Annotated in this window: 12 protein-coding genes; 4 read left to right on the top strand and 8 right to left on the bottom strand. The window is 39.0% G+C overall.

What is annotated here, in order from left to right; translation table 11 throughout:
* The first annotated feature begins 92 nt into the window (after nt 1-92).
* Nucleotides 93-737, top strand: a complete 645-nt coding sequence (adk, locus tag ACERCF_RS00620) for an adenylate kinase (protein ID WP_283386295.1) — start codon at nt 93-95, stop codon at nt 735-737.
* Nucleotides 738-847: 110 nt separating this feature from the next.
* Here the strand turns inward: adk and ACERCF_RS00625 are convergent, their stop codons facing one another.
* Both ACERCF_RS00625 and ACERCF_RS00630 read right to left on the bottom strand, forming a co-directional pair.
* A complete protein-coding gene (locus ACERCF_RS00625) occupies nt 848-3,118 on the bottom strand; it encodes an NADP-dependent malic enzyme (protein WP_373624263.1) in 2,271 nt (756 codons plus the stop codon).
* Nucleotides 3,119-3,237: 119 nt separating this feature from the next.
* Nucleotides 3,238-4,071, bottom strand: coding sequence for a cell envelope integrity TolA family protein (locus ACERCF_RS00630; RefSeq protein ID WP_373610374.1), 834 nt, complete (start codon nt 4,069-4,071; stop codon nt 3,238-3,240).
* Nucleotides 4,072-4,257: 186 nt separating this feature from the next.
* On the opposite strand from ACERCF_RS00630, the gene ACERCF_RS00635 reads away from it, so the two are divergent.
* Nucleotides 4,258-4,473 carry a YdcH family protein gene (locus ACERCF_RS00635; RefSeq protein ID WP_373610373.1) on the top strand — a complete coding sequence of 72 codons (216 nt, stop codon included), beginning with the start codon at nt 4,258-4,260 and terminating at the stop codon, nt 4,471-4,473.
* A gap of 38 nt (nt 4,474-4,511) precedes the next feature.
* Here the strand turns inward: ACERCF_RS00635 and uvrD are convergent, their stop codons facing one another.
* From uvrD to argR, 3 genes are all read right to left on the bottom strand, one after another.
* Nucleotides 4,512-6,710 carry a DNA helicase II gene (gene uvrD, locus ACERCF_RS00640; RefSeq protein ID WP_373610372.1) on the bottom strand — a complete coding sequence of 733 codons (2,199 nt, stop codon included), beginning with the start codon at nt 6,708-6,710 and terminating at the stop codon, nt 4,512-4,514.
* A gap of 43 nt (nt 6,711-6,753) precedes the next feature.
* Nucleotides 6,754-7,650: a TIGR01777 family oxidoreductase gene (locus tag ACERCF_RS00645; RefSeq protein WP_373610371.1), complete on the bottom strand. Its 897-nt coding sequence runs from the start codon at nt 7,648-7,650 to the stop codon at nt 6,754-6,756.
* A gap of 65 nt (nt 7,651-7,715) precedes the next feature.
* Complete coding sequence (gene argR / locus ACERCF_RS00650) at nt 7,716-8,177, bottom strand: transcriptional regulator ArgR (protein ID WP_373610501.1); 462 nt, start codon at nt 8,175-8,177, stop codon at nt 7,716-7,718.
* Nucleotides 8,178-8,374: 197 nt separating this feature from the next.
* On the opposite strand from argR, the gene mdh reads away from it, so the two are divergent.
* Nucleotides 8,375-9,337 (top strand): malate dehydrogenase, encoded by a 963-nt coding sequence (gene mdh / locus ACERCF_RS00655; RefSeq protein WP_373610370.1) that lies wholly within the window; start codon nt 8,375-8,377, stop codon nt 9,335-9,337.
* 238 nt (nt 9,338-9,575) lie between these two features.
* Nucleotides 9,576-10,664, top strand: a complete 1,089-nt coding sequence (locus ACERCF_RS00660) for an AOC03_06830 family ribosome hibernation factor (RefSeq protein WP_373624264.1) — start codon at nt 9,576-9,578, stop codon at nt 10,662-10,664.
* Between the two features lie 42 nt (nt 10,665-10,706).
* Here ACERCF_RS00660 and ACERCF_RS00665 read toward each other — a convergent pair whose 3' ends face one another.
* The 3 genes from ACERCF_RS00665 to serB all read right to left on the bottom strand — a co-directional run bounded on the left by ACERCF_RS00665 (nt 10,707) and on the right by serB (nt 12,317).
* Nucleotides 10,707-10,877 (bottom strand): DUF5363 domain-containing protein, encoded by a 171-nt coding sequence (locus tag ACERCF_RS00665; protein ID WP_373624265.1) that lies wholly within the window; start codon nt 10,875-10,877, stop codon nt 10,707-10,709.
* A gap of 71 nt (nt 10,878-10,948) precedes the next feature.
* Nucleotides 10,949-11,440: a YajQ family cyclic di-GMP-binding protein gene (locus ACERCF_RS00670; RefSeq protein WP_334237072.1), complete on the bottom strand. Its 492-nt coding sequence runs from the start codon at nt 11,438-11,440 to the stop codon at nt 10,949-10,951.
* Nucleotides 11,441-11,453: 13 nt separating this feature from the next.
* The gene (gene serB / locus ACERCF_RS00675; protein ID WP_373610367.1) at nt 11,454-12,317 is read right to left on the bottom strand and encodes a phosphoserine phosphatase SerB; all 864 of its coding nucleotides are present in this window, start codon (nt 12,315-12,317) and stop codon (nt 11,454-11,456) included.
* Nucleotides 12,318-12,398 lie beyond the last annotated feature (81 nt).

Raw genomic sequence — 12,398 nt, forward strand, 5'->3', positions numbered from 1 at the left:
AAAAAATTAAAAAAATTTGCAATTTTAGGCAGTAATCGGTAAGGTTACTGCCTAAGTTATTTATTCTATTTTTTAGTTTATTGAGGTTTCAGATGAAAGTAATTTTATTAGGCGCACCGGGTGCAGGCAAAGGTACTCAAGCTCAGTTTATTATGAACAAATTCGGTATTCCGCAAATTTCAACCGGAGATATGTTCCGTGCGGCAATTAAAGAAGGCACTGAGCTTGGTAAACAAGCAAAAGCGTTAATGGACGAAGGTAAGTTAGTGCCAGATGAATTAACCGTTGCTTTAGTAAAAGATCGTATTGCACAACCAGACTGTGCAAAAGGTTTCTTATTAGATGGTTTCCCTCGCACTATTCCGCAAGCGGACGCATTAAAAGAATCAGGCGTAAAAATTGATTTAGTGCTTGAGTTTGATGTGGCTGATGAAGTAATTGTTGAGCGTATGAGCGGTCGTCGAGTGCATCAACCTTCTGGTCGTACTTACCACGTGGTTTATAACCCGCCAAAAGTAGAAGGTAAAGATGACGTAACAGGTGAAGATTTAATTATCCGTCCAGATGATAAAGCAGAGACAGTATTAGAGCGTTTAGCGATTTATCACAAACAAACTAAACCATTAATTGCTTATTACACCGCAGAAGCGGAAGCAGGTAACACTCGTTATGAGCGTTTAGACGGTACAAAACCTGTTGAAGAAGTGAGTGCTGAGTTAGAAAAAATCCTACTCTAATTTAATATAAAAAATCTGCACCTTATTGTTTAAAGTGCAGATTTTTTTATTATTGTTACAAGCGGTCAAATTTTTGCATTTTTTTGCAGATTTTTGACCGCTTGTAGATTTTAAGCTTGCGTTTGAGCTTTTACCGCTGCAAACGCTACCATATTGATAATACGGCGAACAGAAGCCACAGGCGTTAAAATATGAGCTGATTTTTTCACCCCCATTAGGATTGGGCCAACTGTGATAGCCGTTGTGGTTGCACGCAGTAGGTTATAGCTGATGCGAGCGGATTCCACATTTGGCATAACTAATAAGTTTGCCGAACCTTTTAAGGTGGTATCTGGCATATGAGCTAAACGTAACTCTTCATTAAGAGCTAAGTCGCCGTGCATTTCGCCATCAATATTTAAGCTAGGATCACGTTCTTGCACAATGCGTAAGGTTTCACGCATTTTCGGCGCACCAAGATAGTTATTAGAGCCAAAGTTTGAATGTGAAAGTAATGCAACCGCTGGATCAATACCGAAATGTTTTATCTCCTCAGCTGCCATTAGCGTGATTTCCGCTAACTCTTCAGCCGTTGGCTCGGCATTTACATAGGTATCTGTTAAGAACACATTCCCCGTTGGTAACACAAGGCTGTTGAGTGCAGCTGGTACTTTCACGCCTTCTTTAATGCCGATAATATCTTTAATAGCTTCTAAATGGCGGCTATATGAACCAAACAATCCACACACTAAACCGTCTGCATAGCCCATTTCAACGAGTAATGAAGCAATTACTGTTGTATTTGAGGTCGTTACTCGTTTTGCAATCGCTTCTGTGATACCACGACGGCTCATTAAGGCATAGTAACGCTTCCAAAGGTGTTCGTGGCGATCGTCTTGTTCGTTATTGACGATTTCAAAATCTCTGCCGGTTACAATGTATAAGCCTAATTTTCTGATTTTAGCTTCAATAATCGCAGGGCGACCGATTAAAATCGGATATGCCAAGCCCATTGAAACAATCTCTTGAGTAGCGTGAAGCACTTTAGCTTCTTCGCCTTCAGCAAGCACAATACGTTTTTTGTCTTCTTTCGCTTGGCTGAAAATTGGCTTCATAAATAAGCTTGTTTTGTAAACAAATTGAGTTAGTTTTTCAATATAACCTTCCCAATCCGTAATCGGACGAGTTGCAACACCAGAATCCATTGCGGCTTTTGCAACAGCAGGGGCAATACGCACAATTAAGCGTGGATCGAATGGGCGAGGAATAATATAATCCGCTCCGAATGTTGCCCCTTCGCCGCCGTAAGCTGAAGTAACCACTTCATTTTGTTCTGCTAGGGCAAGATCTGCAATAGCATACACTGCCGCTATTTTCATCTCTTCATTAATGGTGGTTGCCCCTACATCTAATGCTCCACGGAAAATGAATGGGAAGCAAAGTACGTTATTTACTTGGTTTGGATAGTCTGAACGACCTGTACAGATAATCGCATCAGGGCGTGCCGCTTTTGCTTCAGGCGGAGTGATTTCAGGGTTCGGATTAGCGAGGGCAAGAATAATCGGATGAGCTGCCATTGAGCGAACCATATCTTGCGTTAATGCCCCCGCCGCTGAACAGCCTAAGAAAATATCTGAATTTGGCATAGCATCAGCTAGTGTACGCCAGCCGTTATCAATGATGGCATAGGCTTTTTTGGTGTCGTCCATACAATCATCACGATCTTGGTAAATCACCCCTTTGGAATCACACACCACAATGTTTTCACGCTTCATACCAAGTGAAACGAGCAAGTTCAAACACGCAATTGAAGCAGCCCCTGCACCAGATGCCACTAAACGAACATCTTCAATTTTTTTATCTACAATACGCAGCGCGTTAATGATTGCTGCAGCACTAATAATTGCCGTGCCGTGTTGATCGTCGTGGAAAACAGGAATATTCATTCGCTCACGCAGTTTTTGCTCAATATAGAAACACTCTGGTGCTTTAATATCTTCAAGATTTACACCACCAAAAGTCGGCTCTAGTGAGGCGATAATATCCACCAATTTTTCAGGATCAGTTTCATTAATTTCAATATCAAATACATCAATGCCTGCGAACTTTTTAAATAGCACGCCTTTACCTTCCATCACAGGCTTACCTGCCAATGCGCCGATATTACCTAAGCCCAATACCGCTGTACCGTTTGAGATTACTGCAACTAAGTTACCTTTTGCTGTATAGCGGTAAGCTGCTAATGGATCTTGTTCAATTGCCAGACAAGGCTCAGCTACGCCCGGTGAGTAGGCAAGGGCTAAGTCTCGCTGAGTTGCTAGAGATTTGGTTGGAGTAACTTCAACTTTTCCCGGTTTTGGAAACTCGTGGAAATCAAGTGCTGCTTGACGCAAATCGCTCATAGTTTAGTCCTTAATTCGATAGTAAAATAAATTTATATATCAATAACTTAACGTTATTTTCTAATCATAGTAATTAGAAAAAATTTGCAAAAAATCGGATTTTTTCGACCGCTTGTTTATTAAGCGTAATGCTTCTGTAGCATTACAAAATCATCATAAATAGGTAAAATTACAACTTCAGGATTTTCAATCTTAAACATTCTTGGCTTTTCTTCTGCTTTATTTTCAGGACTACTCTCGTCTTTTTTATTAGCTGTATCTTGTTCTTGCTTAGGCAGATCTATTTCTTGAGAATTCAGTTTAACTTCATTAGTGTCTATCTCTTTTTTCGTTAAATCTTCTGTTTGCTTCTCTATTTGTATTTGCGGAGCTTCAACCTTTGTTTCTTTCGCATTCACTTGTTCAGAGTTTTGTTCAGTTGGTACTTGCTCCGCAGGTTGTTCCGTGTCCTGTTCTTCCACTTTTGGTTTATATGACGGATCTAATAATTGGCGGCTAATGTCCATTTTAGGGTCGAGCCAAATCGCCGCAATCGCATCGCTAAATTCTTTATTAAAAACCTCAGATACTACTCGATCATTTAAAATAAAGTAACCTCGATCTTCTAAAGCAATATAGTGCAAGGTATCTTCTGGCTTAATATCAGGGAATGTTTTTCTCAGGCGAGTAATCACTCCATCAACTTGCTGTTCAGGGAGCTGAATGCCTAAATTATTCCAAGTTCTCGGCAAAGAAGCCGCAAAATCGCGTCCTTCCCACGGCTTTTTATATTGCAAGGTAAGCATTAACGGACGTGTGCCTTCCGCATAACTACCCGTTTCAGTAAAAAGCGTGATGTGGTAGATATTAAACGGTCCCCAAGTATAATTGACATCGTTAATTTTTTTCCAAGTTGCATTTGCTGTTCCTAAAAGTAGAGAGAACAGTGTTAAAAAGACCGCTTTATAACGCATTATTTGGTATCCTAAAGATAAAAGTTATGGTGGCTATTATAGCCTTAAATAGGGTTATCACACATACTAATTTTCGATATAAATTTTGTGATCAAGTTCAAAAAATCAGAAAGATTTATGCGTAAAATCACGAAAAAATGCTAGTATTTTGCTATGAGTATGACAAACAACAACTAGGAGTTAAATATGTTTCCCGAATTTCGTGATTTAATTACAGAATTAAAACAAAGCGATGCACATTTTTCTCGCTTGTTTGACAAACATAATGAGCTAGATCAGCGTATTAAAAATATGGAAGCCAATATTGAGATCGCCACTCACGAAGAAGTGGAAACGCTCAAAAAGGAAAAGCTGCATCTAAAAGATCAGCTTTACACTATCCTAAAACAAAAATCCGTTTAATGATTAAAGAAAAAGTCCAGAAATTCCGGACTTTTCGTTTATAGCTTCTCTAAATTCGCCATTTTTGCAATCAGCCATTTTATGCCGTTACCGATAAAAGCAACTTGCAAGCGGGTTGCCTCTCCCGAGCCTTCCACATTAATAATCGTGCCTTGTCCGAATTTGACGTGATTGACTTTCTGCCCCATTTTCCAGCTATCATCATTCAAAATGGAAGCGGTCGTTTTTTGCGGATTTTTTGCAAATGTGGAAGATTGATTAAAACTCGCCGCACGGTTAATTGAGCCTCTTAAACGCACCTCTCGGATATGTTCTTCTGGCAACTCTGCAATAAAACGAGAAGGAACGTGGCGTTCTTCCTTGCCGTATAAACGGCGAGATTCGGCATAGCTAATGGTCAGTTTTTTCTTCGCACGAGTAATGCCTACATAGGCTAAACGGCGTTCTTCTTGCAATCTGCCTTCATCAAAGCTCATTCCACTTGGGAAAATCCCTTCTTCCACGCCCACCATAAAGACACGAGGGAACTCTAAGCCTTTGGCTGAATGTAGCGTCATAAGCTCCACATAATCTTCGTGTTGAGAGGCTTGTGCTTCGCCTGCTTCAAGAGAGGCGTGAGTTAAAAAGGCAGTGAGATCGGTTAAATCGTCTGCTTCATCAGGCTTCACAAACTGTTTGGTAGCAGTTACTAGCTCTTCTAAGTTTTCAATGCGAACTTCGCCTTTCTCTCCTTTTTCTTGCTTATACATTTCATACAAGCCCGATTTTTTAATCACATAATCGGTTTGTTCGGCTAAAGACATCTGCTCGGTTTCTTGGTCTAGAGCATTAATCAACTCCACAAATCGGAGTAACGAAGAAGCCGCTCTGCCTGAAAGTTGTTCTTCCTGAACCGCCACTTGAATAGCTTGCCATAAAGTAATTTGGCGGTTACGGGTAATTTGGCGAAGTGTGTCTAAGGTTCTGTCGCCAATGCCTCTGGTTGGGGTGTTAATCACTCGCTCAAAGGCAGCATCGTCTTGGCGATTGGCAATTAGGCGTAAATAAGCTAACGCATCTTTAATTTCTTGACGCTCGAAGAATCGCATACCGCCATAAATGCGGTATGGAATATTGGCTTGAATTAAGGCTTCTTCGATCACACGAGATTGGCTGTTACTACGGTAAAGCACCGCACATTCAGCTAGATCACCTTCATCTTCTTTCCACTGTTTGATTTGGGAGGCAACGAAGCGAGCTTCGTCTAACTCATTGAAAGCACAGTAAATATCCACAGGCTCGCCATTGCCGCTGTCCGTCCATAAATTCTTGCCTAAACGATTGTCGTTGTTAGCAATTAATTCATTGGCACAGCTTAAAATGTTGCCTGTTGAGCGATAATTTTGTTCCAAACGAATGGTTTGAGCCTTGTCATAATCTTTTAAGAAACGCTGAATATTCTCCACCTGAGCTCCACGCCAACCGTAGATCGATTGGTCATCATCGCCTACGATCATTACTTTGCCGACATCGCCTGCTAATAAGCGAATAAGATCGTACTGAATGTTGTTGGTGTCTTGGAATTCATCGATCAAAATCTGTTGAAAGCGTTGCTGATAACGCTGCAAAATCGCAGGTTTGTGTTTGAATAGCTCATAAGCACGAATAAGCAGCTCGGCAAAATCTAATAAGCCAGCACGATCGCACGCCTCTTGGTAGATCTGATAGATCTCAACCAACTTTTTCTCATTGGGATCGTTGTGGTGTTCGATATCTTTGGCTCGTTTGCCCTTGTCCTTTTGAGCATTGATATACCACGCAACGTGTTTAGGTGGGAAATGTTTTTCATCAATATTGTGCAGTTTCAGCAAGCGTTTGAGCAAACGCTGCTGATCTTCGGTATCCATAATTTGGAAATCTTGGGGTAAATCGGCATCTAAATAATGAGAACGCAGTAAACGGTTCGCAATGCTGTGGAAAGTGCCTACCCACATACCAAACAGGCGATTATCGCCTGATTGGGAAAGGGTATGCTCAATACGGTGTCGCATTTCTGCTGCGGCTTTATTGGTAAAGGTAACGGCGAGAATGTTCGATTCTGGCACATTTTCTACGCCAATTAACCACGCAATACGGTGAGTTAAAACCCGTGTTTTACCAGAGCCTGCTCCTGCAAGTACCAAGTAATTGCCAAGAGGAGCTGCAACCGCCTCTCGCTGCTTATCATTTAAACCATCTAATAATAATGAGAAATCCATAATCGCCCTTAATCTGTGCTTTTATACAGCATTATAGCCTAAATTATGGGTTTAAGAAAATGTTCTCCGTTAAAATTGGATCTTGGAATTCAAAACCTGTTGCGAGTAGTTTTTCTGGAACAAGTTGCTGGTTATCTAACACCAAACAAGCTCGTTCTCCTAAGCCTAATTTCAAGGCAAATTCAGGCACAGTAAAGAAAGCAGGGCGATTAACAGCATTGGCTAAAATACGATTAAATTCCTCATTTCTGACTGGATTTGGTGCCACAAAATTATAAGCTCCTGAACAATTTGCATTTTTTAGCAAAAAAATGACCGCTTGTACGTGATCTCGGCGACTAATCCACGCCCAATACTGTTTGCCCGAACCAAGTTTTCCGCCTAATCCACATTTATAAATCGGTAAAATTTTCTTTAATGCTCCGCCCTCTGGCGAAAATACCGTGCCCGTGCGAATTAAACACACTCGGGTTTTATCGCTTTCGGCTTTTAATGCAGAGGCTTCCCACTGCTCGCAAAGGTAGTTCGTGAAGCAGTCTTGATAACAAGCGGTCGATTCTGTGTAAAAATTTGCAGATTTTGGCAAATCGCCATAAATGCCGATTGCCGAAGCTGAGAGGAAAGTATGGGGTGGATTACTACTTGCGTTAATTAATTCGCTGAGTTTATTGGTAACTTTAACTCGGCTCTCAATAAGTTTACGCTTTTGCTCTTCCGTCCAACGCTTATTAAAAATCGGCTCGCCTGCAAGGTTGATAACCGCATCAAAGTTGTTTAAATCAGAAAATTCATCAAGTGAGTAGCAATATGTGATCTGTTTATCATCACTTTTCTTTTCTTTATCCCTAACTAAAAGTGTGAAGTAATGATTTTCAGGTTTTAATTTTTTAATTAATTCAGTACCAATAAAGCCCGTACCACCCGTAATAAGAATATTCATAAGTTATCTCCTTATAAAGAAAGGGCAAACTTGCCACGCTACTGCTTTGCTTACAATCTAGCTACCTACAACGATGTTTCAAATAGCTCCGTGATATTTTTAATTAAATCTTCGACTAAAACCTGACGAACTGGGGTAATAAAAATAGTGTCATCACCTGCTATAGTCCCTAAAATGCCTTCTGCTTTTCCCATTGAATCCAGTAAGCGAGCAATCAGTTGAGCGGCTCCCGGACTGGTTCTCACCACAATTAAGGCATCATTGTAGTCAATGTCTATTACTAAATTTTTGAGTGGGCTTGATGTTGTTGGCACGCTTAATTCTACAGGCAGTTGATAGACCATTTCCATTTTAGTATTACGCGTTCTAACTGCTCCAAATTTAGACAACATTCGAGAAACTTTAGATTGGTTAATGTTCTCAAACCCCATTTCTTGTAATGCGGCTACAATTTCACTTTGTGAGCTGAATTTTTCTTCTCGCAACAGCGATTTAAACGCTTCTGATAAATTATCTACCTTATCCACAATCATTCTCTTATTCATAAAAAAGCTAAAATTATTCATCATTCTTGCTTATCTATGCAAATAAATCAACAAACCAAGTGAAAATCAAATAAAAAATTTGCTCTATGTCTCAAAAATGAGATTTGCTATTTGAATCCCCAAAAAATTTGCCTTACACTAAATTGGTCTAAACTTCCATAACTTATTAGGAGAAATTTATGTGTAAAAAAGTCGCTCTTTTAGGTGCTGCAGGTGGCATTGGTCAATCATTAGCACTTCTATTAAAACTCAATTTACCTGCTAAATCTGAATTATCTCTTTATGATATCTCTCCTGTTACACCCGGCATTGCGGTTGATTTAAGTCATATCCCAACAGATGTTAAGGTAACAGGTTTTGCAGGCGAAGATCCGACTGATGCACTTAAAGATGCGGATGTAGTTGTGATTTCTGCAGGGGTTGCTCGCAAACCTGGTATGACGCGTGCGGATTTATTCAATGTCAATGCAACTATCGTATATAACTTAGTGGAAAAAGCAGCAAAAGTTTGCCCGAAAGCGTGTATCGCAATTATCACTAACCCAGTTAATACCATCATTCCTATTGTAGCTGAAGTGTTGAAAAAAGCAGGCGTTTACGATAAAAACAAACTCTTTGGCGTAACTACATTAGATGTAATCCGTGCCAATACCTTTGTAGCTGAAGCTAAAAATGTGAATGTGAAATATGTAAGAGTTCCTGTGATTGGCGGACATTCAGGCACAACCATTCTTCCATTGCTTTCACAAGCAACGGTAAATGGCTTAAAACTTGAATTTACCCAGGAGCAAATTGAGCAATTAACACATCGCATTCAAAATGCAGGTACTGAGGTGGTTGAAGCAAAAGCAGGTGGCGGTTCAGCAACATTATCAATGGCACAAGCTGGTGCAGAATTTGCTCTTGGCTTGGTAAGAGGGTTAGTTGGCGAAGACGTTATTCGCTACGCTTATGTTGATAATGCCAACGGAGAAACCTCGCCAGCATTCTTTGCTTACCCAATTCGCTTAGGTAAAGATGGTTTGATAGAAGTGCTACCAATTGGTGAATTAAGCGATTTTGAGAAAAAACAAGTAGAAGATTTAATTCCAATTTTAAATGAAGAAATTGAATTAGGTCAAAACTTCAAGAAAGATACTTAATTAGCATTATAAGAGAAGAGCTGATAATTATTCAGCTCTTATTTATATTAAATTTAAGCATTAAACTTTATTTAATTAAAATTATAAAATAAATAAAAATTGAAAATATTAAATAATTTTTTAATATTTTCAATTTTTTATGAACTTTTCAAAATATTATAAGTCCATAACTATAAGCGCTTACAATTATTTTTAATAAAATGTCCATAAACTAAATAAATTCAGGAAGGAGAATTTAATGAATTTACAAAAAATTAAGGAAATCCAAGCAAAACACTCTTATCCAAGTGTAACTATTACCTTACCAACAAATCGTACTGCACCAGATAATGAAAAAGATGCTATTCGTCTAAAAAATTTAGTGCAAGATGTTGTTAATCGTTTAGAGTCAGAATTTGATAAACGAGAAACACAAAATATTGTTGAAAATATTCAACGTTTAGCTGATGAAGTAGATCATCAATATAATTTAGACGGTTTAGTTATTTTTGCAAGTAATGAATTTAGTGCTTCATATAAATTACCATTCCGTTTACCAGAACGCGCAAGTATTGAAGATAACTTTGTAACGCGTGATTTAGTTTATGCAATGAATCGTAGTCCATTATATTTATTAACGATATTAAGTGAAAACGGAACACGTTTATTTGTCGGTCATAAAGATATTTTAGATGAAGTTGAAGATTATGGTTTCCCATTCTCACTTGAAAATGTGATTGCAACTGCAAGCCCTGGGCAAGATATCAGCCACGTTAGAGATCAAATCGTCACTGATCATATGAGAGAAATTGGCGATGCGTTAGTTGAAGCGCAAAAAGCAACACCAGCCCCTATTGTAGTTGTAGGTGTAGATCGCAATATCGGTCATTTCAGAGATGGTGCTCGTAACAGCGATGATATTATGCTCTATATCAACAGCGGTTTAAGTAATGAAAGTGAACACGAACTTGCTAAAACCATTTGGCCACAAATTAAAGATGCCTTACACGCTGAACGCCAAAAAATCTTTGATGAAATTGGCGCATCACAAGGCAATAACCGCTTCGTTAGTGATTTAAATGAAGTATGGCAGGCTTGTATTGACGGACGAGTTGAAACTCTAGTAATTGAGGAAGATTTACATATTTCAGCTAAAGTAAGCGAAGATGGTCGTAAATTAAACGAGCTTGAGGGGTCTTTCGAGCAAACAGAAAATACTTATGAAGACATTGTTGATGAGATGATCGAGAAAGTATTGGAAACCTCAGGCAGAGTAAAATTTGTCGATAACGGTAGCTTAAAAGAGATTAATCCTACTCACGGTTTAGTTGCAATCACTCGCTACTAATATCCAAACAAAATCCCCTTGATAAGACTCAAGGGGATTTTTTTATTCTTTATTATTTTCAACTTTCTGCTCTTTTTCAGGCTCTGGATCAAACTTAACCACCGGCACACAACCTCGGCACGCACCTTGATTTACCCCCAATTCATTACAGAAACTATCGTATTTTTCTAACGCTTTTTTAAACCAGCTTTTCTTTTCGGTTTGCTTGCTCATCTCTTTCCCCTCAAGTTACAAGCGGTCGTATTTTGCAAATTTTTTACAAAAAACAACCACTCGCATTTTAATTAATCACGGAAGTTATTGAATTGGAAAGGTTGCCCTAAATCTGCTCCTTTCACTAATTGAATAGCTGCCTGTAAATCATCACGAGATTTACCCGTTACACGCACTTGCTCGCCTTGAATTTGGGCTTGAACCTTGATTTTTGAATCTTTGATCAGCTTAGTAATTTTCTTCGCCATATCTGATTCAATCCCTTGCTTGAGCTTGATCTCTTTTGAGTAAAGTTTGCCGTGATGTTCACTTTCCGCTGGAATATCAAGCGAACTATGCTCAATGCCACGCTTTACGCAAGAGCCGATTAAAATTTCAATTAACTGCTCTAGTTGGAAGTCTGATTCTGTTGTTAGTTTGATAGATTCATTTTTTTCGTTTAACTCAATCACCGCTTCCACACCACGGAAGTCATAACGAGTACTTAACACACGGTTTGCATTTTCAACCGCATTACGTACTTCGTGCATTGTGATTTCAGATACAATATCAAATGATGGCATTTTTTGTTCTCCATTAATTTTGAAATAAATTCTTCGCATTCAGTAATAAACATAATGCGGTTAAGTCACCAAAGTTTACCACAAAATTCGTCTGTTCTTGTACTTTTGGTTTGGCGTGTAGAGCAACGCCTAAACTGGCGGTTTTTAACATTGGTAAATCATTCGCCCCATCACCTACCGCAACCCATTGATTTTGTAGGATATTAAATTGGTTAGCAAGCTGTTGTAACGTATCCGCTTTATGTTGAGCATCTACTACCTTACCCAAAACTTTACCTGTTAATTTGCTATCAATAATTTCCAGTTGGTTCGATACAGCAAAATCTAAGCCATATTTTTCTTTCAAGTAATCGGCGAAATAGTCAAATCCGCCAGAGGCAATCGCCAGTTTCCAGCCGTTCGCTTTTAAAATCGACACCATTTGCTCAAAGCCGTCCATAAGCGGTAGATTTTCTCGAACTTTTTGCAAAATGCTTTCTGGTGCATTTTCAAGTGTACCAACACGTTTGCGTAAACTTTGCTCGAAATCTAGCTCGCCACGCATTGCACTGGCAGTGATCGCAGACACAATCTCCCCCGTCCCAGCCAATTTCGCAATTTCATCAATACATTCAATTTTAATGGCGGTTGAATCCATATCCATTAACAGTAAACCTGCTTGGTTTAAGTTCGGAATAATATTCAGATCGCTAATATCTGCATTGATTTGTTGAGCCGTTTCACGCAATTCGTAAGCGGTCAAATTTGTTGAAAAAAATGCAATTTTATAGTCTAAATAGACCTCTTGTTTCAGTAAGTTAGCCTCTGCATGCGTTGAAAATTGCTCAATTTCACGATCATTTAAGGTTTTTGAATAGATAAAAATTGTATTTGCCATAGTCTTATTTTAGGTTGTTTAAATTTACTGCATTAATCTAACAGAAAACCGTGCTACAATCACGCATCATTTTAAGAGGAA

This window comes from Mannheimia kashgarensis, from assembly GCF_041807705.1.
Taxonomy (GTDB): Bacteria; Pseudomonadota; Gammaproteobacteria; order Enterobacterales; family Pasteurellaceae; genus Mannheimia.